Below are 24,354 nucleotides of genomic sequence, written 5' to 3' on the forward strand. Positions count from 1 at the left end.
TAAGAATACGATCACTCTCCGAAATCTAACCCCTCCCCGTACTCATATAACACGCCACCTTCAAGGTTCGGTATGGTCACAGGTAACTGACCTGTTGGAGACTTTTCACCAAATAAGATATCTGCCGTGGCCTTAAAGCTCGCTTCCCTGAAACCATATTGGGCCAAATAGGCGTTCACGTGAGGATATCCCATAATGTCATAAGGATTACGAATGGCGATCCCGACCATCGGTTTATTCATGGCCTGTAACTGTTGAAACAGTTGCATATGGGGATGATCTGGTGAGCGCCCGGCTACGTTATATGTATAGGACCCTACAATCATGTAATCCGCTTCTTGTACTAGTTGTTCTTGTTCACTTGTCAGCGTGCGTTGTGACGATTGGAGTTGAATCAGTGATACGTTGTCATGATGTTCCTCCACGGCTTCAGTCAGCGATGACACAAAAGACTGACCAATGACAACTATATTCTCGTCGGTTTGAGGCTTTAATGGCAGTACCCCTTCATTTTTTAACAGGGTCACCGACTGATCAGCAATGTTTTGCTCTATGGCTTGGTGGGCCTCAGACCCGATCACTTTTTCTGCTTGTTCAATTTGCTCTTCGGTAGATTCAAATGTTTCTGACTTCAGTATCCCACGACTTAATTTAAGCGCCAGTATTCTTTCAACCGATTGATTGATTCTTTCTTCTGAAATTTCCTCTTCATGAACAGCATCCAGTATGCCGTTAAAGACTTCCTCTAATCCGACCGGCATCAAAATAATATCGGCACCCGCTTTAACCGCGCGAATGGTAGCGTCAACTGAACCGAAATGATCCGTGATGGCATTCATGTTCATCGCGTCTGTCATGACAACACCTTGGTACCCCATCTCTTCACGCATGAGCTCTGTGAGGACAGGATAAGATAACGTGGCGGGAATGGCGATCTCTTCCCCATCTTTTCTAGATATGGCTTTTTGATCATCTATCATTGGAAAAGTGACATGCGCTGTCATGATGGCATCGACACCTGCATCCATCGCCCTTTGGAAAGGATAAAGCTCTACATCACGTAATCGTTCTTTATCATGAGGGACTTCTGGTAAACCTAGATGCGAATCTACCGCTGTGTCACCATGTCCCGGGAAATGTTTGAGCGTTGCTGCCACGCCATTTTGCTGTAGTCCATGGACATAGCTAACCCCCATGTCTCCTACGAGAGTAGGGTCTTCTCCAAAGGAACGTACACCAATAACAGGATTATCTGGGTTATTATTCACATCAACAACTGGGGCTAAATTCATGTTAATACCAAGGACCTCCAGCTCATTGCCGATGACGTCTCCTGCTTGAAACGCTAAATCTTCAGATCGAGTGGCTCCGAGTGCCATATTTCCTGGTAGGTCGGTCCCGTTTTGAAGACGTGTCACAATGCCCCCTTCTTGATCGATGGCGAGTAATAAGCCTAATTTTTCTGCAGCCGCTTGATATCCGTTAACGAGTTCAATGATTTGAGGCGTGGACACCACATTCTCTCTGAATAAAATCACGCCTCCCACGTGGTACTCGCGTATCATCTCTTCTATTTCAGGCAGGACTTCGACAACAGCCTGACCATCCCAGTAGCGAAAATCGGGCATTAGCATTTGGCCCACTTTTTCCTCTAGGGTCATTTGTGCTCGTATCTTCGCTACGATATCATATCGATCACCCGTCTCCTTCAAGATTTGTACTGCTTCATTTGGTTTTCCCTTGTGCTTATCAGCATTCGGGGCGTTCACTTTATAATCTATAGCAATACGATCCTCGTGCATACCATTGGTGACCGTGATAAATGTTCTCCCGTTCTGCTCCGTCAATGTGACCCGTCCGTTCTGGTCAACTGTGGCCACATTCTGATTTGTTGATGTCCACGTCAGGTTGGTCTCCGTCAGACGGACATCACCATCGGTATATATCGCTAAGGCATCAAGTTCTAACTGAGGCCTGCCTGACTCAGCTGTCTTGACGTCGGATACTGTTACTTCAGGTACATTCTGATAGATGATGACATCACTAGGCGCTACATCATCATTGGCTTGCGACGGTTGCTGACCGACGATGATCTGAGAACATAGTAACCCTAGTACAAGTAACAGGTGTAGTGTCACTCTCATGTATAAGGATCCCCTCTCTGGTATCTATTTCACTCATTATGTTATACCACGGGTGTTTTCAGCGATCTAACATGTCTATCCTCAACCATTATGGATTGGCCCGTCGTTGTTTTGGATGCTCATCGATAGCTTCTGCAACTTTATTTGCCAAGCCTTGCCTCCAAGGATTGATGGAACCGGTGTCACGTGTTGGGTGTACACGATTGGTAAGCAAGATAACAATCGTTTCCCGCTCGGGATCTAGGACAAAGGACGTCCCTGCAAAACCGGTGTGTCCTGTCGTAGAAGGGGAAGCTAGTTCACCCATAAACCAGCTTCTATTAAGTTGCCACCCTAACCCCTGAGCTAAATTGGCTTCATTTGTAATCTGATTGGTGAGCATGTCTACAACCGTACTCTTTTCTAAAATTCTATTTCCTTGGTATACGCCACCGTTCAATATCGCTTGGGATAGAATGGCGAGATCGTGGGCTGTGCTAAATAATCCTGCGTGACCAGCGACACCACCAAATGAATAAGCATTCTCATCGTGTACAGACCCTTGAACCATACCTCGATCAATGTACGGTTGGTATTCCGTTGCAGCGATACGATGTTGCCATTCAGCCGGAGGATTAAACATCGTATCTTCCATGCCCAACGGCTCAGTAATATGTTTGGCGATATACTGATCCAGTGTGGAACCAGAGACACGTTCTACTAATTGCCCTAATAATATTAAACCTAAATCACTGTATGCGTACGTGGTCCCCGGCTCATTGGCAAGTGGTGTGTCATAAATGACCTGGAGACGTTCCTCATCATCTGAATAAGTATACAGCGGCAGCCACGCTGGTAGTCCAGATGTATGGGTCAACATCTGCCGCACCGTGATATCTCTTTTAGCTTCATCATTCAATTCAGGTAGGTATTCGGACGCTGAGGTAACTAGATCAACTTCTCCTTTTTCTACCAACTGCATGACAGCGATCGTCGTAAACATCTTTGTCATGGAAGCAATGTCATAAATCGTATCTTTCTGAGTCTCAATTTGTTGATCGTCAGGTTGCAACTCGTGTCCATTTTGGTATTTTACGGCATGTCCATACGACTCATGCTTTACAATACGACCCTCTTTGATGACCATGGCCACTGCACCTGGAAACTTCCCCTCTGTCATGCCGGACTTAATAACTTCATCGATTTCAGCGACAGGTTCTGGTCGCATTTGGACCTGCATCGGTAAACCCTCTCTCAACTCGTATTGGCTATGTTCTCCTCTCATCCATGCTTTTGCCCATGGCGGTGGCGCATGCTCTGCTAGTGTACTCGGGACTTCATCAGTAAAAGGCTGTGCCTGGAGGTAACCATTGGACTGGTCGTCAGCGATCGTGATAGACTGCGGTGTTGCCATACAGAGAACCAACAAGGCACAAACGACCCAAGTCACTTTCTGACGGAGCCTCATATTATTTCCTCCCCTTTTCAATAGTACTTATTAATCTTAGTTTTGACTTGGCGGTTGTGCACCTCTACCGGGATGATCTTCACTACCCGGTGATCTCCCTCTATTATGTTCGGGATAGAGCAAATACTGCTCTCTCATTTCTTTAAAACTTTGGAGGTCTGATGCCCACTCACTTGTGATGGTTTCGACCGATTCTCCCTCCATGATACCTAATCGGGTCTGATCGTTACCGATGAGAAGGTCAAAGAAATAATCTCCCCAAGGGTTAATAAAGGCAAAATCTTCAGGGTACATATCATGTAAGGTTTTGACAATGTGGAGCCCAGTTTCTACAGGAAGGAAAACGTCACGATCATCAACATGTATTTGGACTCCGTTAGATAACTTACCAGCATGCTTAGAGAAAGCAGGGGTAAACGATGCCGCTCTAAATGTTACGCCTGGTAAACCAAGGTCATTTAACGTTTCAGCTAGTTCAGTCGAGTTGATATAAGGCGCTCCGATGAGTTCAAAGGGTTTGGTTGTCCCTCTTCCTTCAGAGACGTTCGTTCCCTCAATTAAAGCGGCCCCAGGATATACGAGCGCTGTATCTAATGCTGGCATGTTTGGAGATTGCAACACCCAATGCAGCGGTGTATCGTCGTAATACATCCATCTTTGCCAGCCTTCCATTTCTACAACAGTTAAATCTGACCCTATACCGAATTCTTCATTAAATAAAAGGGCTAATTCCCCTACCGTCATCCCATGTCTCAAAGGAATGGGGTACATGCCCACAAAGGATGAAAAATCCGGATGTAATACAGGTCCCTCTACTTTCTGCCCTCCAAGAGGGTTCGGTCTGTCTAAAACGACGACGGGGATGTTGTACTCTTCAGCAGCTTCCATCACGTAGGCCATCGTATAAATGTAAGTATAGAATCGCGTGCCAACATCTTGAATGTCAAAAAGTAAAACATCCACGTTTTCGAGCATATCCTCAGTCGGTTTTCTCGTTTCACCGTATAAGCTATAGACGGGTACCCCTGTATATTCATCGATATAATACTCAACGTATTCACCCGCTTGCTTGTCTCCACGTACGCCATGCTCTGGGGCATACATGGCTGTTAAGTCTACATCAGGGTGGTGGTAGAGAAGGTCAACAATGCTTTCTAACTCTTGCGTTACACCTGTTGGATTCGTGATTAGTCCTACTTTTTTACCACTCACGAGATCAGTTTCTTCTGTAAGCAAACGCTCAACACCCAGAGATAACGATGCTTCATCCTTGTTGCCACTTTGTGTTTGCACTGACAATGAAGCATCAGCGCTCACCGAAGTTACCATAGCCATGATTAACACAACAGACATAAAGATTGCCGCATACTTTCCCAACATTAAACCTCCTCTGAATTTTCAATTTATTTTAGTCAATCATAGTTGTTTGATTCAAATCTCATCAATAGTTAAGGGGGTCTATATGAACCAATGATAAACCATTAAAATATATTGTCAATAGAGTATATTTATTTTTGAAATAAGATTTTACATACGCGACAAACCTTATTTTAAATTAACCTCATTCTACTAATTCCAATTCAACGGGGATGGTCTCTTCGATACTTTCGTTCTGTAGATGTGCAACAGCAGATTCAACGCCGATCTGACCTATCAGTGTGGGTTGTTGGGCAACCGTTGCAGCCATCCTGCCCTCTTCTACGGCTTGAACAGCGTCATCTGTGGCATCAAAGCCCACAACGATAATATCACGGTTCGCCGCCTCTATGGCTTGTAATGCACCCAAGGCCATTTCATCATTATGCGCAAATACGGCATCGATGTTATCCTGTGCTTGTAAGATATTCTCCATGACACTCAACCCCTGCGCGCGGTCAAAGTCTGCAGGCTGACTGGCTACAACGCTTAAGTTTGATTGGCTCATCGCTTGATTAAAACCTTCACCACGGTCCCGTGCGGCAGAAGTGCCCGCAATCCCTTCCAGTTCAACAATATGGCCTTCATCTCCGACAAGTTCAATGATCTTCTCGCCAGCCAGAACACCGCCTGCGACATTATCTGATGCAACATGGGCTAACACCTCACCACCGTCTGCAGCTCGGTCCACTGTAATGACAGGGATGCCTGCGTCATTTGCAGTATTAATGGCCGTTACAATCGCATCACCGTCCGTCGGGTTGATCAGCAGGATATCCACGTTTTGTTGTACTAAATCCTCAACGTCTGCCACTTGCTTAGCTGGATCATCTTGGGCATCAACTGTGATGATCTCCACCCCTTGATTGTCAGCTTCTTGCTCCGCTCCCTCTTTTAAACTCACGAAGAAAGGGTTGTTTAGCGTTGATATAGAGAGCCCAATAACCAGCGTTTCATCATCTCTATCACTCCGATTGACATCCTCCCCATTTACAGGTGATTCAGTCGTACACCCCGTCATCAAAACCACCATGCATACAGCAGATAACAAATAAGTAAGGGTTTTTTTGTTCATATGAATTGTCAACATCTCATCGCCTCCTTAAACGTAATGGATAAACATCTATAACTGGCGCTGGATAAAGCCCGAAATCTTTAGCCTTATCAATGGCCAAACGATCATAAAGCAACGTTAATACTTAGGTCATCTTTAAGAGCTTATTGTAAGTTACGCCTTCTTACGGTCGAGTAATACGGCCAGCAGTATGACACTCCCTTTGACGACCTGCTGATAGAAGGAAGATACGTTGAGTAAATTCAAGCCATTATTCAAGACACCTATCATAAGCGCGCCAACGAGCGTCCCTATAATCCACCCTCGCCCACCGCTTAGGCTAGTTCCCCCTAAGACGACGGCAGCTATCGCATCTAATTCATAGGTGAATCCGGCATTGGGTTGAGCTGAATCTAGGCGAGAGGCCATAATAATACCTGCTAGAGCAGCCAGTAAACCACTAAGGCCATAAACATAGATCTTAACCCGATCGACTCGTATACCTGAGAGTCGAGAAGCTTCTTCACTACCTCCAATGGCATAGACGTGTCTTCCAAATGTCGTCTTCTTTAAAATAAAATATAGGACAATAAAGCTGACCAACATCCAAATAGCAGGCAAAGGCACCACCAAGAAATATCCCGCCCCGAGCATATGGAAAACGTCGTTGTCTAACCCTGATATAGGCCGTCCGTCCGTATACACTAATGTCAGACCACGAAAAATGGTCATCGTTGCTAATGTGGCAATGAAAGGGGCTACTTTTCCTTTTGCGATGATCCATCCATTAAACGCTCCCATCATTGTCCCAGCGAGCAGACCGACACCTACAGCTAAGATTGGATCAGCACCTGAAACGAGCATACCAGCCGTAAGGGCACCTGATAGCGCTAATATAGCCCCAACGGACAAGTCTATACCGCCTGTCAAAATGACAAATGTCATCCCTAGTGCGATTAGGGCGTTAATAGACACTTGGCGTAAAATATTAAGTACATTACTCAATGTAAGAAAGTTCGGAGTGAGAATGGATAGGACGATAACGATGAGCATCAGTCCTACCATTGGGCCTAGCCGCTGGATGTGTTCACCGATAAAGGTCCGTGTCAGATCAGTAAGCTTCTTATGTTTTTGATCAGATATTTGTGGAAGACTCAAGGTTTTTACCTCCCGTTGCAGCGTGCATAATCCGTTCTTGATCTGCCTCTCTTATGGGTAGATCAGCTGTCACCCTACCTTCATGCATCACTAACACCCGATCACTCATACCTAATATCTCAGGTAGTTCCGAAGAAACCATGATGACCGCTACGTTTTGCTCTGTTAATGCGTTCATGATTTGATAGATTTCCTTTTTGGCTCCGACATCAACACCTCGAGTAGGCTCATCTAAGATCAGTACCTTTGGTTGGACACCGAGCCATCTACCTATGACCACTTTCTGTTGATTCCCACCACTCAGTTTTCGTACCAGCTGATCGAGGTGTGATGTTTTGATATTAAGCTGCTTTATCTTGTGTTCTACAAATGACTCTTCTTTATTGGAGGAAATCCATCGTGGAACATGTGTCACTTGATCAAGGTGATTCATCGACAAGTTCTCTTTGACAGACATATCTAAAAACAGACCTTCATGCTTACGATCTTCAGTCACGAATGCGATTCCATGGGTAATGGCATCCAACGGTGAACGAATATGCATCAGTTGCTGATTCAGCTTAATGGTGCCACGCTCTATAGGTTCCGCCCCAAAAATAGCGCGTACTAACGATGTCCGCCCTGCCCCCATTAGCCCAGCAATGCCAAGTATTTCGCCTTCCCGTATAGAGAATGACACGTGGTGCAAATGATGATCCCGAGTTAAATCCTCAACCTCTAAACATACATCCCCCAAGTTGGTCTTTCTAACAGGGAATTGTTCTCCAATGTCTCGCCCGACCATCATCCTAACAACATGATTAAAATCAATCTTCTGTGTTGCTTCAGTCCCTATATAAGCGCCGTCTCGAAGAACCGTGATGCGGTCACATATAGCAAAAATGTCCTCAAGTCGATGGGAAATGTACACGATTCCCACACCTGCTCTTTTAAGTTGCCGGATGATGTGAAATAAAGTTTCGGTTTCTTTACCAGTCAGAGAAGCAGTGGGCTCGTCCATAATAAGAACATCTGCATTCATGGAAAGCGCTTTGGCAATCTCTAGCATTTGCTGTTGGCCGACGGAAAGGGCTCCCGCTGTCATGGTGGGGTCTATTTTCAACTCCAGACGTTCAAGATATTTTGTAGCTTCATTGACCATTTCACGCCAACGTAATACCCCACTCTTACCATAGGTTAACTCTCGTCCTAGAAACAAATTTTCGACGACGGTGAGTTCGGCTATGATATTTAATTCCTGATGAATAACGGCAATCCCTTGAGATATCGCATCGAGAGGACCTGAAAAATGGACTGTTTCCCCTTTCACATTGATTTGACCTTTGTCTTTACGATATATGCCGCTTAATATTTTCATTAGAGTGGATTTACCGGCTCCGTTCTCCCCCATTAAGGCATGGCATTCTCCACTTACTAGATTAAACTGAACCCCTTTTAAAACTTCAACACCTGAAAAAGTTTTATGGATGCCCTCCATATTGACCAGTGTCTCCACCTTTCCCACCTCCTAGGTTCTACAATAAAAGCACGTCCGGTGACCTGTAAGCGACATGTAGAGAGCCTTGATCGACCCGCTTATGGTCGACATCCGTTTTCACTGATATGCTTATCGATCTGATCACGGTAAGGCATACCAGGTTGTGCTCCGTATTGACTAACCGCTTCGGCTGCAACGGCTGAGGCGAAAGAAATCGCTTTATCTAATGGCTTGTCTTCAGCGAGTGCGACGGCGAATCCTGCATTGAAAGCATCGCCAGCCCCCGTCGTATCAACGACGTCCGCTTTATAGCTAGGGCAGTCCCTTAAAATCATTTGACCATCATCTAAATAAGCAAAAGCCACACCTTTAGCCCCTTTTGTGACGATACAGTATTTAACGCCGTGACGAAGGAGCCTTTCTATCCTATGCTTTTCCTGATAAGCAGCCTGTGTTGTGGTGTCTATTTCCGGCTGATCAGATTGTGAGTCATCTGTATGTGTGTTTTCGTTCATCTCTTTCTCTCCATGGGATTGTAGATACTGATCTGAGCTTAGCGTTTGGAGTTCAGTTTCATTCGGTGTAAGATAGGTCACTTTTTTCAGTAAATGGGGGGAAATGTTTTGAGCTGGTGCGGGATTAAGAATGATGGGAATAAAATACTCATGGGCTAACTTTATTGTGGCTTCAACCGTTTCGAGAGGAATCTCTAACTGAAGGAGAATGATATCCGCTTGCAATAGCGTTTGTCGATGCTGGGCTAGCCACTCTGGCGTACAAGACTTATTAGCCCCGGGTACAACCAGGATGGTATTATCCTGCTCTGCGAGCGTGATTTGAGCAATACCTGTCGTTTGCTCTTTTACTTTGCGTACGCCATGCATATGAATACCTTCTTCTTCTAGAGCGGTGTATAGTGTTTCTCCAAAGGCATCTTCACCCACTGCTCCAATCATTGAAACGGAAGCGCCAAGTCTAGCAGCAGCAACCGCTTGATTAGCCCCTTTCCCTCCTTTTATTTGGGAAAAAGTTTGCCCAAGTAGCGTCTCACCTTTACGGGGAAAATGGTTGGACTCGACGACTAAATCCATGTTAATACTTCCTACAACAACGATGTGTGACATCTCATTCTCCCTCCACTCATTTTAGCTTTCTATCACAACGTTAGACTTGTCCTATTCTTGAATGTTTAATGCCTTCATCTGAGTCACATGTTTTTTTCTAGCGGTGGATGCTCTGACTATGAGTTCAATGTCTAATTCGTAACATCGATTTAAATCATGATCGAGGTGTTGGTCAGTATGTTCATGATTTCCTCGTTGTTCTATGTGTTGAATAAGTAACCGAGTAGCCAATGAGCCCATTTCATAGAGGGGTTGAGCGATTGTACTGAGCTCGGGAACAAGAGTGGTTGTCAATGATATATTATCAAATCCGATGATGGCTATATCTTCAGGTACCTTTTTACCGTAACGGTGAATCGCTTTTAAGGCACCAACGGCCATCAAGTCATTACCAGCAAATATACCATCTATCTCAGGGTGAGCGGCTAAAAGTTCCGTCGTCGCTTCCTCTGAATGTTTGATATCAAACTCGGCATGAACAATGTAATCCGGGGAATACCAAGGCTGATCACTGACGGTCTCTAAGTAGCCGAGCTTACGATCTTCAGCTGACTTTATCCTTTGTGGCCCAGCTATATGCGCTATTCTCGTACAGCCTACATCTTCGAGATGTTGAACAGCCAACCTTCCCCCCTCTCGGTTTTTTGCCACGACAGTCGGTATACGTTCATTCACCTTGCGATCAAGGACGACAACGGGCATCTGAAGATAAACATCAGGATTTTGATCAGCATTTGATGCAAGGATCACACCGTCTATATACTTCTGCTTCAGGACTTCAAAATACCGTCGCTCCTTCTCTACATGCTCGTCTGAGTTGCAGAGAATAACGGTGTAGCCATCATGTTGTGCGACGTCTTCTACGGCACGAGCAAGCTCAGGAAAAAACGGATTCGTAATGTCAGGCACAACCAAACCTATCGTTTTCGTCCTCTTATTATTGAGACTTCTAGCAATTGTACTTGGTGTGTAGTGAAGCTCTCTCATCGCCTCTAACACGCGTGTCTTGGTTTTGTTGTTGACATAACCACTGTCGTTTAAGACACGGGAGACGGTGGCCACAGACACTTTTGCCAAGTTGGCTACATCCCGAATGGTCGCCATAACGAACCTCCTTTTTTACAAATTAGAACCGCTTTCACTTTTAAACAAAAACTGAAAGGGACTCAGGCACAAAAGTGTAACCGGTTACAAAACTTGTCACTATTCTATTATGGTCGTTTTACCCTGTCAAGGTTCCTCTTGGGAGGTGTGGGGTTAGATAGCTTTTTCATTTGGTTACTTTATATGAGCTCTTTACCTTCGTTATTTGCTCGATTCAAAGCCTGTAGCATATACCCGATGCCCTTGCAATGTTGCAACGGATATTTTAGTTGTACATCTCCATTATAGACTTGTTCAACGACGGTCCGATATTTCTTTCCCCCTAGCACGTGAACTTCCGTAAAGTCGGCTAGATTCTTACTCTGAACCTGATCTGTAAGTCTATCAATCCCGATCACTTCGTCAGATTTGGAAAGGAAAGAGACATCATAGTCTTCATGTATCATATCTGTGGGGTACAAAAAACCATGCTTCGCTGATAGAATGACCCAATGATCAAAAAACTGGCTGGCATAGCGTTGACACGCCTTACCAAAAGCCCCAATATAAGCATCTTTTGCCATGGTAGGTCCTGTCTCCGGTTCGATATCCCAAATTTTCTTCGAGCCACATGGTACGATACACAATCTTTTCATTGGCATCCTCCCTTTACTCTTGTTACTCATAGATTAATAGAACTGTCATTTAATGTAAATACTTAGAGGTAAAAATAGGACTTTTTATCCAATCATGTTCGTTTACGAAAGGATTACTATTTTTTCACCTTGCCTTTACGCTTTTTTATATATAATAGATTTAAGATTCATAATTTTTTGTACAGGACAACACGACAGAATCTACCTCACGCTTCAAAATCAAAAGGAGGTTTTAGTTGTGCTATTCAAACGTTTATGTATGTTGTTTTTGACTTTGGCCTTGCTAGTCCCGGTGAATGTTGCTGACGCCACTGGGCCTATCCACAGCTCAGACACACCTGTCGCCACAAATGAGTCGGCTCAGTCAACAGATGTAACACCTTTGTCCCTGCAAACGGTCATTCATGAAGAAAAACAAGAAACGCCTGTGGCACAGGGCATCACATTAACGTCGTTTTCTATTTTCGACACCGAGGGTTGGATTGAAGCTGATATGCTAACCGTGGATCTTAGCGAAGATACAGTCCAGACTGGGCTTCTCACAGCCGGAAGTGCAACGGATACTGGACCGATCAGTCAACAGGTCGAGGATGCTGGTGCAGTTGCAGGTGTCAATGGAGACTTTTTTGATATCGGGCATACGAATGCGACGATGGGGACGGAAGTCTCTCAGGGAGAACTGCTCAAAAGTGGTTACGAAGGACGGATGAGTGCAGCCGTCACGCAGGACCGCGTAGGCTTAATCACAGAGACACTGTTAGATGGGTTTGTCGAAAGCTCATATGGTCAACAGCCTTTGGATGGGATTAATCAGCCATCCGTTGGACAAAACCAACTTGTCATGTACAACACTTATTGGGGTGAAAAGAGTCGCGACCATAACGTACAAGGCACCCATTATCGTGAAATCTTAGTCGTCGATCATGAAGTCCAAAGTATCTATGAAGGAGAAACGCATCAAGGGCCCATCCGTACAGAGGGGTTCATCCTAAGCGGTAAAGGTGAAGCAGCCCAGTACTTGAGTCAGCTTGAGGTTGGAGACGAGGTGACTGTCTCGTACGCTATGACGCCTGACTTTGAACAATTGCAATTTGCAGTTGGTGGCAGTGTCCCGCTCGTCACCGAGGGGAAAATAGCGACAGCTGATCATGGGGCTAGACATCCGAGGACGGCTATAGGCTTCAGTCAAGATGGCTCCCACATGTACTTGGCAACAATAGATGGCCGACAACGAAACAGTCGTGGGATGACTTTATTAGAGTTAGCCCATTTTATGCACGAAAATGGAGCTTATCATGCCCTAAACCTCGATGGTGGTGGTTCCTCTACCCTCGTTGCTCGTGCCTTAGGTAGAGATGACATTGACGTCTATAACAGCCCTTCCGACGGTGGAGAGCGCCCAGTTCCTAACGGTATAGGTATTTGGAATGAAGGCCAATCGGGTGAATTGGCGGGCTTTCACATCGATGCTTACACTCAGCGTGTCTTTCAAGGACTCAGCCGAGATTTTGAAGCTTATGCCTACGACAGCATGTATGCCCCCATGGAGATTAATGACGATGATATCAAATGGCACGGCGGTCAGGCAGGACACTTTGAGGGCAATACATTCGTAGCAAAGCAACCTGGTCAACACGACATCTCTGCGAGGTACAAGAATAAGCGCTCGCATCTCAACATACACGTGCTAGGAGAGCCTGTATCACTTCATATCGAGCCACAGCAGATTGGACTTGAAAAAGGACAGTCCTCATCTTTCTTAGTTACAGCCAAAGATGAAGAAGGATACAAAACGTATATTGAGCCAAGGGATATGGTATTGTCTTATGATGAGTCTATCGTTAATATAGAAGCAAACGAAGACGGTTCATTGACAGCTGAGGCCCTAGTCGATAGCGGTGCCACACTCGTAAAGGCGCAAGTCGGTGACCTTGAAGCGTATCTAGGTCTCACTGTTGGATTAGAGAAGAAAGTGATTGAAACGTTTGAAGACACTAGTCAACCTTGGACCTTTTTTAAATATCCGGCTCAGGTTGATGGCAGTTTAGCGTATGTGAACACAAAAGAACACGGCCAATCCGTACGCCTCAATTATGATTTTACAACTACTACCCGGACGAGAGCGGCTTACATGTTTCCACCGAACACAAGCCTCCCTCTTGATGGAGATGTGAAAACAGTGGGAGTCGACGTTTACGGCTCAGAAGGAAATGGCCACTGGTTAAGAGCGAGGATTAGGGATAATAGCCAAGTTTATCACGTACTAGACTTACATTATACTGTAGACTGGGACGGTTGGCGTTACGTCGAAGCTAATATTCCACCTGGGGTTGAATACCCTATTACCCTAGATCGTATCTATCTTGTTGAAACAGATCCAAACAAACAGGATACGGGCTATATTATGATCGATAATGTCCAAACAAAAGTATCTCAAACACTTAACATACCAGATCAGCAATATGAGCAAACAGATCCGCTCATTCTTCAAAATGAGTCTGTTTCCGATGAGCATTGGACATTTGCGGTACTCACAGACCTTCATCTTGTTAGTGGAAACCCTCATAGTAAAGAAACACGCCATGCGATTAAGACCCTGCAAGCGTTAAACGAACAGGATCATGACTTCGTGATCTTCAACGGTGACGTCATTGATTATGATACGGAAGAGGAATACGAATATGCCAAACAATTAATCGACAGCCACCTTGATCTCCCGTATTATGTCACCCCAGGCAATCATGAAGTATACGGGACCAACAACTTGGACAATTTTGAGCAATACTTTGGACCCGACCACGACTATTTCGATCACCATGGTACCCGTTTTCTACTCCTGAACACATCGATGGGCTCGCTCTCAAGTAGCAATGTTCAGCAATGGTTTACGATAAAAGAAGCACTTGAAGAGGCAAAAGATGATGAAACGATTAAGAACATCGTTGTACTAGGCCACCATCCTTTGCGTGATCCCTTACCTGACGGGGCACGCGGCTTATCAGACGGGAAAGAAGCCACTTTGTTAGAGCAGTGGTTAACGGCGTTTAGAGAAGAAACGGGTAAAGGCGTGCTCATGGCTTCCGGACATGCGCATCTCGTTGATTTGGAACGCAGGGACGGTATCCCTTATATGGTCACGGGGCCGAATGGAAAAGGCGCTTATGGTTCACCGGACCATGGTGGTTTTTATAATTATACCGTGTTCAGTGTAGACCCTGAATGGAAAGTGGACAAAAGGTTACACAGTCCGGCTTATCAAGGATTGAATAAAAAACCTTGGATAAGAGCAGAGGTAAGACCTATTCTAGAAGACATCACCCTCTCTCAGTCTACGTTTACGACGGGAACGACAACGCCGATCACTTTTACAGGCCATCAGGCTGCTGACTGGCGCTTTCCATTAAGGTATCCGGCCACTGTATATTATGAAGGGTCGGAGCGGTTGTTCATCGGCTCTATTGATGATCTTGATCCGCAAGATACTGAAGCGTATACAGCTGTATTCGATCCGGCTCAACAAACGATTCATTTTTTCCGAGACGGTTCTGTTCATCTCACTGTTACATCAGGTGACATGTCAGTTTCCTTTGAATTGGACGCAGAATAACACCAGTGACATCAGCTAGAACGAACCTCTCTTATATACACCTCCACTTTTCCTTGTGAGTAGTAGTGAGAGCCTAAAATGGGTTAAGAACGTTGATGACACAACACTATCGCCACTATCCTTTGCGCTACGCCTTCACGATGATGAGAACAAGCAAATACATTTATGACAAGAGACGTCGAGTTGTGTTAAATTACTAATAACGGTATAAAAAAGAATTGTCTAAGAAATGAATATTGCTTGTGACAAATTTCAGGGAGGAAAAAATGAATCCTAATGCAGTTGAACTAAACACGATTCTAGAGAAAGAGCATCCGCACGTTTATGACATGTTGTCTGATTTAGGGAAGCACATGTTTTTCCCTAAAGGCATCTTAACCCAAACGGCTGAGGCCAAGGAAAAAGCGCATCGTCTTAACGCTACTATTGGTATTGCCAAAGAGCAAGACGCCCCTATGTACTTAGGTGTCATGCAAGATCAACTAGACCAGCTGGCACCCGAAGATGTATATCCGTATGCACCTCCCGCGGGGAAAAAAGAGCTTAGAGAGGCGTGGAAAGACAAACTCGTTGAAGATAATCGCTCCTTAACGTCTGATCATATCTCACTACCGATCGCCACCAATGCGATTACACACGGTCTAAGCATTGTCGCTGATCTATTCTGTGATGCAGGAGACACCGTCATTACACCGGATAAATTATGGGGGAACTATAGATTAACATTTGGCACCAGAAGAGGCGCTTCCTTTAGCCACTACAAGTTTTTTAACGAAGAGGACACTTTCAATGTAGCTGGGTTTAGTGAAGCTTTAGATCAAGCACAGGGTGACAAACTGATCGTCATTCTTAACTTTCCGAACAACCCGACTGGCTATACCCCTCACGAAGAAGAAGTTAAAGGCATTATTCAAAGCCTTAAAGCGAAAGCGGAAGCGGGACAAAAGATTGTGGTTGTAGCTGATGACGCCTATTTCGGTCTATTCTATGAAGACTCATTAACAGAGTCCGTCTTCGCACAGCTGATAAATATACACCCGCATATTCTACCTATCAAATTAGATGGCGCAACCAAAGAAGAGTTTGCTTGGGGACTACGCGTAGGCTTTATCACTTTCCCATTCTTAAGTGAAGGTACTAACCTTGCGCTTGAAAAAAAGGTCAACGGTATCATTAGAGGAACCATTTCTAGCGGACCTCATCCGTCGCAGTCGATGGTGCTACAAGCCCTTAAAAATCCTGAATTCCGTGCTCAACAGCGGGAAAAGGAAAATATCCTCAAGCGTAGAGCCTTAAAGGTGAAAGAAGTGTTAAGTGACGCAAAATATGATCACGCTTGGAACGTGTATCCTTTCAATTCCGGATATTTTATGTGTTTAGAATTGCTTAAAGTCAATGCCGAAACACTCAGAACTTACTTACTTGACGAATACGGCGTTGGAACGATCGCCATTAATGATACAGACCTCAGAATTGCGTTCTCATGTGTTGAAGAAGAAGATTTACCAGAGATGTTTGACATCATCTATCAAGCTGCGACTGAACTAGAGAAGTAGTGAAAAAAAGAATGCCGACGTTTGTGCGGCATTCTTTTTTTCTATATCTACAGTTATACCCATACTAGTTTAAGACAATTGATATACTCTCGCTTCAAACGGTCGGAATGTACATTGTGTCACGTTATCATGCTCAGGCACATCATAGTTCTGCAAAATGAGATGGGTTGACGATAACTGATACCGATCATCTTTCCATTCTGCTTCATTAGGTGACAGATTGGCCAGGACGATATATCGTTCAGTATCAAGGGTTCGCGTATAAGCGTAAATGTGCTCATGATCTTCTTGAACGAGATCATACGTCCCATAAGTAAACACATCATGATCTTTTTTTAAACGAATCATTTGTTTATAATACGATAATACGGAGTCAGGTTGCTGGGACTGCACTTCGACATTAATATCCTTATAGTTTGGGTTGACCTTCATCCAAGGCGTCCCTTGCGTGAAACCAGCATTCATCTCAGAGGACCACTGCATCGGTGTACGACTATTATCACGTGACGAGCTCCAGATGACGTGCATAATATCCGCGTCAGGTACCCCTTCCTCCTTCTTGATGTTGTACAGATTTTTAACAGCCACATCGTCATAATCCTCGATGGTGTCAAACTGGACATTCGTCATGCCAATTTCCTGCCCCTGGTAAATAAACGGGGTGCCCTGCATAAGGAAATACATTGTGGCCATACTCGTGGCACTTTCCCGCCAATATTCCTGATCATTTCCCCATGTAGATACCACGCGCGGCTTATCATGGTTTTCAATAAATAGAGCGTTCCAACCTCGGTTCTCCAGCCCTTTTTGCCAGCGGGTGAGTGCCTTCTTCAATCCTACAATGTCTAATGTCGGTTGCGTTTCGACATCCCAGAGGTTGAGGTGCTCAAATTGGAAGATCATGTTCATCTTACCTTCCTTTTCACCAACCCACTGATCCGCCTCGTCTATACTCACACCGTTCGCCTCCCCGACTGTCATCACATCATATTGGCTGTACGTACGGTCTTTGAACTCCTGTAAAAATGCTTGAATACCCTTTTGATTCATGTGCATGTCAAAGGACGGTACGTAATGCTTTCCTTCAGGGTTGGGCATATCAGGTAACCCTGGACGTTTTTTGATATGACTAATGGCATCGATACGGAAGCCGTCAATGCCTTTGTCTAGCCACCAGTTCACTGTGTCATATAACTCAGAACGAACCACCTCATTCTCCCAGTTCAGGTCAGGCTGCTTCGTAGAAAAGACATGTAAATAATACTGATTCGTTTGCTCATCTAATTGCCAAGCAGATCCGCCAAATATACTTTCCCAGTTATTAGGTTCCTTGCCACCCCTACCGTCTCTCCAGATATACCAGTCTCTCTTAGGGTTGTCTTTTGACGAACGCGATTCGATAAACCACGGATGCTCATCGCTCGTATGATTAAGGACCAAATCTATAATTAATTTCATCCCACGCTGGTGTACTTCGGCTAATAGCGCGTCAAAATCTTGCATCGAGCCAAACTCATCCATAATATCCTTGTAATCTGATATATCATAGCCGTTATCATCATTTGGCGACTTATACATGGGGCAAATCCAGATGACGTCGATCCCCAAATCCTTAATATAATCTAATCTTTGAATAATGCCTCTCAAATCCCCTATTCCGTCCCCGTTAGAATCTTGGAAGCTGCGAGGATAAATCTGATAGCCTACGGCTTCTTTCCACCACACCTTTTTCATCTCTTAACACCTCTGTCTACTTGTGATCTCTTGCTTTTAATACGCTTCAATCTTTAACTTTGAACACAGCTTCATCTTTTAGTGCAATCGATTGCACTATAGGGCAATCGATTGCACTATAGGGCAAAAAAAAACAAATGATGGCCATTGCTACTCCATCCAGAGCCTTGTTTAAACCTATTCGCTAGGATGATTAGGTTTGACCACCTCGCATTGGACAGGACCTCATAGCTGACCATGTGAAACGCTTTCTCGTATATCCTACCATAATATGAACGATCCTGACGAGACTTTTTTCTAAAATAGTTGATACGTATCGTGCTAATCTTTATGCACCTGGAGCTTTTTCAAAATACCTTGATCGTATTGATAGATATCAAAATTTGTTTCATACAAATCTCCAACCTCAATATAGGTTTTATCATTTATTTCTCTTAATCTAGCATAATCGTTCCCTGTAGCTTCTGTTACATTAGTGTACTCAAATCGTTGTCCATTCCATCGTAGAATGTGTACAAAAGAGGGCACACTCCCCCTGGATGTTGCAACAAGTAGAGACGTACCATCATGGTTTAAATCTTCTTCTGTGGTGTTGTCAATAGCTAGTCGTACCCAGCTCTGTTCGGATTGTAGATAAACAAACATGTCTCTATCCTCTGATGTCGCCCCTCCACGACCAGCTAACTCAATATACGACCCTACATCTTCTCTCCTCTTAACGTCTATGGTGATAGGGTGGGGGTGATTCGATGTATTAAACGCATGATATTCCTTAAGGTAATAAAAGTGGCCCTCACTTTCTAAATAGGCGCCATACACCCCTTCTTCCTCCGCTACTAAATGGATGGTTAACGCATCCTGTGGAAAAGGCTCTGCTTCCACACGGATCAGTCGATAATCGATCCATTCTTCTGGTGGTGCTGCTTGACTTAAAACTTGATGAGAATCCCAAGCTTTGAAATCCAATTCAACCTCTTCTATGACGGAACCAAGGGTGATGGACCCATCATCGTCACTGTTGCCACTACTCTCACCTGTCACCTCGTCATTGACTTGTGATTCTTTCTCTTCTTCTTGCGGAGGATCTAATCTGAACTTGTACACAACGGCATATTCGGCAGAAAGGTAGTCAGATAAATCTAACGCTGCCGACGTTTCAGCTGATGTCCCTACAAACCACATGAATGCCTGCTCTTCGCCTGGCTTAACCTCCATTTGGTCAGGTACTGCCTGTAAATAAAATGTTTTAATAAGCAAATTATTTTCAAACTGCGATGAGAAAGATACGTTATTTCCCTGTTCCTTATCAAAGAGAGAGGCCTTGAGCAACAAGCAATCACCTTCGTCATCCTGACATTGTGTATCGGTGAGAGAAGTCAAGAATTCACGCTCGTAGGTCACCGGATCGCCTAGGGGCTTATTGGTGACTAGTTCGCCAGATGTACTTACTACACGACGCACTTTCTTTCCATTATGACATACCTCTACAGCGATTTCGTACTCCCTATTCCTGCCTTCGTAGGAAAGCTTAACACTTCCATGATCATCCTCTAAATAAGGTTTATACTTAGCTTCTTGTCCCTCAAACAGGGTTAAGGGCACGATGTACATGACATCCTCTTCTTGTGGATTAGACAACCCTACACATGCACTTAGGGTTAATGTCAGGAGCAAGAGAATTATGATAGTTGAAAAAAGCTTAGGGATCCAACAGGGCATACCTTTAAAGTCTGCATTCTCCTTAGTTGGTCTTCTCGTATGATCATTGTCACTCATCCTCTTCCTCCTTATCGTATGCGCTGTGTTATCAGACAGTGTGCTTCTCAGTGGTTTACTAACAGTCACGTCGGCACTTGACCATCTCATTTCTTCCAACTAAACGAAACACTTCCAATATAAACAAGGATGGCAGGACAATCAATCCGCCTTTCGACCTAACCTCAAAGCATACAGCTTATGAAATAAAAAACCAGCCTTGAATGAATCAAGCCTGGTTTTAGCCTCCGTATCGTGTATGATGGTCATTCATTATTTTGTATTATGCTTCTTCAAACAGCTTTTCCCCTCTATGCAAACGCATAGCAATACGTGCGGTGTGAGGCACTTCCCGAGAGGTAGGCGCATGTGCTGCGATATAACGTGTCGTGGCAATGATCATCGTGTCTTGAGCACGCTTTGCTAAATCAGTCTGTTCCTCTGACCAATGATCGTGCTCCGCTATGGCCGCCTCGTACATTTGGAAAGTATGAAACTCTGCATCTTCTCTGAGGAAAGCATGGGCCATCGTATTGAAGAGTGCTTCCTTGTCTCCCCCACGCGCTAAATACGTAACCACCCATTTTCCTGCTTGGTCCGTCTGTTGTTGTTTATTCAGTAATTCGAGCAGTTCATCGGTATTAGGTGGCGATTGGTCACTAAGATCTGGCTTTGGACGACGGGCAGAAGGCGTATTGAGGAATCGATCGAGATATATGCTCATGGCTGTATGGAAAACGGCACGTGTTAGCTCAGGAGAAGTCGATCGACGAAGTGATTCGTGAACGGCATGGGCATGGGTAAAAGTATGCAATACTGTGATCCAATCTCTCAATTCATTCTGCACATGAAAACGAGCCAATCGTTCTGCTGCTGCCAAAGAGACAATTTGTGCTAACCTGACGGGCGTCATTCCACTTTTCAACGCATGAAGCATAATCTCAATTGTGCGTTCAGGTCGATCACTCAGTAACTGCTCAATTAAAGCACCTTCATCCTGTTCATGTTTAACTTCCGTATTAACCTGTTGAGAGTCTAATATATGGGGTAGTTCTTCAAACGCGCTTTCTAATAATTCAACTAAGTTAACAGGGGACTGCCAGCTGTGTAACTCTTCACTCCGTGACGCACTGTCTAGTTCTGGTAGGAGGGAGGTCAAAACGTAGGAGCGATGCGCTTCACCGATATGTTCTAGCATTTCAAAAGCTTTATTATGAAAATCTAACGAGTGCCCTACATTCATATAATAGTGATCTGTCACTGGCGTCAGCATCATATCGTTAAGCAGTTCATTGCTGATCCCAGCCTCAATGGCAGTGAGTAATACCCTTTCAGCCCCTTGGACATCCCTGACCTCAATATTATGTCTATACCATTGAGAGAGTTGTGACATCGTAGATGCTGATGTTCTGTCTTTTACAGGTAGCGCCCCTAATAAAAAGCGTGTGCCCATCCTAGCACTCTCACGTGCAACATGAACCAAACCCTGATAAAGAGCTAAAATCTGTCCGTTTTTATCAAGTTTAGGTAAGACATTCGTCATGGCTGTCAAGATAGTCAATCCTGAGCGCCATCCTCTCTGTCGATGTTTGGTACCAAATTCAATGCCAATTTGGGCTATCTTGTGTGGTGATTCCCCTGCCTCGATTAATGCCACAACTGATTTTGCAATGACAAGGCCAAGATTCTGCTCTAGTCCTTCCCTTAGCCTGTTTTTGATGTTTGTTAGCGTTCGCTTAGTGTGTGGAACGGTGTAGACCCACACCTCGTTATTTTCGACATGAACAGGGTACGTCGTCACATCGTCTGCCCAGGGATCCATCGTTCCTCCACTTCGCACATCAAACCGAGCGTGGTGCCAGTGACAAGTGAGTAAGCCATCGCACAAACTACCCATATGTAAGGGGAATCCCAAGTGTGGACAACGGTTATCCACTGCAAAAAATGTCTCTTCATGATAGAAAACGGCGATTCCATGCTGCCCTCCTTTAATGACTTTTGCCCCAGCTTCCTTCACTTCTTCTACTGATCCAACAAGTAGCCTATTCTCTTTCGCTGTCTCCTGCTTTTGATTCATCCTTCAAACCTCCTAAACATTATAAATTTTCTGTAAACTAAATACATATTGGATGTATTATAATGATTGTACACAGCTGTAAGTGGTGTTGGGTTTACGGTAGGTCCAAAATGACACATACCCTACAACCAAACTTCCTTTATAATGGAAATGATACCCTATTTTTTATACTTTGTAAACATTTTTGTTTATTATATATTTTTAATTCCTAGTGACCAACCCTTAGTAAGATGGCCAAATGGCCTTCGGATGCCTCTATTCCCTATTGGTAATAGGTATGATAGTCCTATTCAAAGATGAAAATAGACCGTTCGTATCAATTTGAGTTTAAACACTAACTTTTTCCATTTTGTGGCGTCTTAAATATTAGGACAGGTTTGGATGTTATTCACGAATGTGTTGAAAGCCTTTGTACGGGGTAAAAATGAAGCAAAGTTCGCCGGACAATATGTACAAATGAGAGCAGCTAGTGATAGGAGGGATGAACGATGCTATGGGGAAAAGACCCCAAAAAAAGAACGAAATTTGGAAGATTTTTAGATGAGAGAGATATTTATCAGAAGGATTTTGCTGAGGCTTCAGGCATTTCTAATAAGACGGTGTCAAAGTTATGTAAGGATCCGCTCTATACTCCTCGTTACGTGCAATTTATGAAGATTAAAAAGGGATTTGAAAACCTGGGACTTGATCCTATCGAATACGAGGACTTTTGGTGGTAAAAAATGGATCACAAACAAATAACCTGCGACATCAATGCGATGATGATCGGTGATTCGCAGGTTATTTTGTACCGTTTTTAGGTTTAAGCAACCAATGTAGTAAACATCTAACCGTTGTTAATTTTCATTATTAAGTATGCGTGATTCAACCATTATTAAGGTTTTAAAATATCGTGGTCAACGTAGCGCTCACCGTTCAACTCACTAATGACGTTAATGGCAACTCTAGCACCGTCACCTGCCGTCACTATCGTATGAACGCTCACACCTGCAATAGTACCTGCTGCCCAGATACCTTTGATGCTGGTTTGTCCGTTTTGGTCCACATCAAGAATCTTTTTAATTCGAGGTTCTGTACCTGGTTTTGATTGTAGTCCAACTTTCTCAGCCAAATCAGCCAATACCCCTGTTGCAATAATAACATGCCTTGCTTCGTACGCTTGGTCTTCTGTTTTAACGACAAAACTTTCTCCTACTTTTTCTATGTTCGTGACAGTACCTTCGGTCAATTTTGTACCGAATTTGGCCGCTTGCTTCTTCCCTGTTTCAACCAAGTCAGGACCTGTGACTTCCTCAACCCCATAATGGTTCTCAATCCATGCTTTTTTTGTAATAGACTTGTCATTATCTATTAACAATGTTTGTTTTCCTGCCTTCGCTGCAAATAAAGCAGCGCTAGCGCCCGCAGGACCTGCTCCAATGACTGCAATATCGTACATGTTTATCCCTCCAGCGTTTAAGATTTTGTACTTTTTGTACTATTTGTACTTTTATTGTACGTTTGGGACCAAGAACTGTAAAGCAACACGCTCAATTACTTTATCTTGTCATATTGATTAACTTTTCCTTGCCTGCTGAGGTATCTATCTAAGTTTTTTTACCTCAAACAAAGAAGGTACGCCTTTATCCTAATCGGCATACCTTCGTTTTCAATCTTTCGCTAAACAAATATGTCACTTATATTCTTACATTTTTAGCTTTTTGGTTTCCCTATGGCAATCCAATGGAAGATGCCGTTAGGTTTTGGTGTGAATTTATGACGTGTAATCGTTATTGTCGCTGTTTCAGTTGTTTGTTCTTTGATCACACAGTGGCAAGCAGGATGGTTGGTCATAGCTACAATCACATAGTCCTCATCGGCATAAGCTTCATCAAGAGGCACGGTCACATCCACTGTTTCACCTTCTTCTTCAAATTCAAAAGAGAGGATCCCACACTGTTGTAATGTTTGACGGTTCTTAGCTCCTGTTTGTATAGGGTTAAAGGAAAGTTTATCCTTGGTAATCGCCCCATCAGCCACATGCTTCTGCTGTACAATGCCTTGGGCAAGGTGATCCTGGTTAATTT

17 protein-coding genes are annotated in these 24,354 nt (G+C 44.1%); 3 read left to right on the forward strand and 14 right to left on the reverse strand.

The features are described 5' to 3' along the window. Window positions 1-11: 11 nt before the first annotated feature. From JKM87_RS12115 to JKM87_RS12155, 9 genes are all read right to left on the reverse strand, one after another. On the reverse strand, window positions 12-2,144 hold the full coding sequence (locus tag JKM87_RS12115) for a glycoside hydrolase family 3 N-terminal domain-containing protein (RefSeq protein WP_202080626.1): 2,133 nt from the start codon (window positions 2,142-2,144) through the stop codon (window positions 12-14). An 88-nt stretch (window positions 2,145-2,232) separates the two neighbouring features. Continuing rightward, a complete protein-coding gene (locus tag JKM87_RS12120) occupies window positions 2,233-3,591 on the reverse strand; it encodes a serine hydrolase domain-containing protein (RefSeq protein ID WP_202080627.1) in 1,359 nt (452 codons plus the stop codon). A 36-nt stretch (window positions 3,592-3,627) separates the two neighbouring features. After that, the gene (locus JKM87_RS12125) at window positions 3,628-4,971 is read right to left on the reverse strand and encodes an exo-beta-N-acetylmuramidase NamZ family protein (RefSeq protein ID WP_202080628.1); all 1,344 of its coding nucleotides are present in this window, start codon (window positions 4,969-4,971) and stop codon (window positions 3,628-3,630) included. A gap of 181 nt (window positions 4,972-5,152) precedes the next feature. Further along, window positions 5,153-6,097: a ribose ABC transporter substrate-binding protein RbsB gene (gene rbsB / locus JKM87_RS12130; RefSeq protein WP_236838793.1), complete on the reverse strand. Its 945-nt coding sequence runs from the start codon at window positions 6,095-6,097 to the stop codon at window positions 5,153-5,155. Window positions 6,098-6,235: 138 nt separating this feature from the next. After that, window positions 6,236-7,126, reverse strand: a complete 891-nt coding sequence (locus tag JKM87_RS12135; RefSeq protein WP_202080654.1) for an ABC transporter permease subunit — start codon at window positions 7,124-7,126, stop codon at window positions 6,236-6,238. Between the two features lie 70 nt (window positions 7,127-7,196). Next, window positions 7,197-8,696: a sugar ABC transporter ATP-binding protein gene (locus JKM87_RS12140; protein WP_202080655.1), complete on the reverse strand. Its 1,500-nt coding sequence runs from the start codon at window positions 8,694-8,696 to the stop codon at window positions 7,197-7,199. 98 nt (window positions 8,697-8,794) lie between these two features. Then, window positions 8,795-9,820, reverse strand: a complete 1,026-nt coding sequence (locus JKM87_RS12145; RefSeq protein ID WP_202080629.1) for a ribokinase — start codon at window positions 9,818-9,820, stop codon at window positions 8,795-8,797. Window positions 9,821-9,871: 51 nt separating this feature from the next. Continuing rightward, window positions 9,872-10,924 carry a LacI family DNA-binding transcriptional regulator gene (locus JKM87_RS12150; protein WP_202080630.1) on the reverse strand — a complete coding sequence of 351 codons (1,053 nt, stop codon included), beginning with the start codon at window positions 10,922-10,924 and terminating at the stop codon, window positions 9,872-9,874. 179 nt (window positions 10,925-11,103) lie between these two features. Then, window positions 11,104-11,559: a DUF6884 domain-containing protein gene (locus tag JKM87_RS12155; protein WP_202080631.1), complete on the reverse strand. Its 456-nt coding sequence runs from the start codon at window positions 11,557-11,559 to the stop codon at window positions 11,104-11,106. Between the two features lie 238 nt (window positions 11,560-11,797). On the opposite strand from JKM87_RS12155, the gene JKM87_RS12160 reads away from it, so the two are divergent. Both JKM87_RS12160 and JKM87_RS12165 read left to right on the forward strand, forming a co-directional pair. Further along, complete coding sequence (locus tag JKM87_RS12160) at window positions 11,798-15,166, forward strand: phosphodiester glycosidase family protein (RefSeq protein WP_202080632.1); 3,369 nt, start codon at window positions 11,798-11,800, stop codon at window positions 15,164-15,166. A 266-nt stretch (window positions 15,167-15,432) separates the two neighbouring features. Further along, the gene (locus JKM87_RS12165) at window positions 15,433-16,722 is read left to right on the forward strand and encodes an aminotransferase class I/II-fold pyridoxal phosphate-dependent enzyme (protein ID WP_202080633.1); all 1,290 of its coding nucleotides are present in this window, start codon (window positions 15,433-15,435) and stop codon (window positions 16,720-16,722) included. Window positions 16,723-16,791: 69 nt separating this feature from the next. Here the strand turns inward: JKM87_RS12165 and JKM87_RS12170 are convergent, their stop codons facing one another. The 3 genes from JKM87_RS12170 to JKM87_RS12180 form a co-directional block, all read right to left on the reverse strand. Beyond that, complete coding sequence (locus JKM87_RS12170) at window positions 16,792-18,456, reverse strand: glycoside hydrolase family 13 protein (RefSeq protein WP_202080634.1); 1,665 nt, start codon at window positions 18,454-18,456, stop codon at window positions 16,792-16,794. A gap of 321 nt (window positions 18,457-18,777) precedes the next feature. Next, window positions 18,778-20,232: a hypothetical protein gene (locus JKM87_RS12175; RefSeq protein WP_202080635.1), complete on the reverse strand. Its 1,455-nt coding sequence runs from the start codon at window positions 20,230-20,232 to the stop codon at window positions 18,778-18,780. 262 nt (window positions 20,233-20,494) lie between these two features. Further along, window positions 20,495-22,288 carry a Rieske (2Fe-2S) protein gene (locus JKM87_RS12180; RefSeq protein WP_202080636.1) on the reverse strand — a complete coding sequence of 598 codons (1,794 nt, stop codon included), beginning with the start codon at window positions 22,286-22,288 and terminating at the stop codon, window positions 20,495-20,497. Between the two features lie 488 nt (window positions 22,289-22,776). On the opposite strand from JKM87_RS12180, the gene JKM87_RS12185 reads away from it, so the two are divergent. After that, a complete protein-coding gene (locus tag JKM87_RS12185; protein WP_202080637.1) occupies window positions 22,777-23,007 on the forward strand; it encodes a helix-turn-helix domain-containing protein in 231 nt (76 codons plus the stop codon). Between the two features lie 155 nt (window positions 23,008-23,162). Here the strand turns inward: JKM87_RS12185 and JKM87_RS12190 are convergent, their stop codons facing one another. Together JKM87_RS12190 and JKM87_RS12195 are read right to left on the reverse strand one after the other, a co-directional pair. Beyond that, window positions 23,163-23,726, reverse strand: coding sequence for an FAD-dependent oxidoreductase (locus JKM87_RS12190; RefSeq protein ID WP_202080638.1), 564 nt, complete (start codon window positions 23,724-23,726; stop codon window positions 23,163-23,165). Window positions 23,727-23,980: 254 nt separating this feature from the next. Then, a partial coding sequence (locus JKM87_RS12195) for a WIAG-tail domain (RefSeq protein WP_202080639.1) occupies window positions 23,981-24,354 on the reverse strand: 374 nt, incomplete at its 5' end.

Origin of the sequence: Caldalkalibacillus salinus, assembly GCF_016745835.1 — a bacterium.
Taxonomy (GTDB): domain Bacteria; phylum Bacillota; class Bacilli; order Caldalkalibacillales; family JCM-10596; genus Caldalkalibacillus_A; species Caldalkalibacillus_A salinus.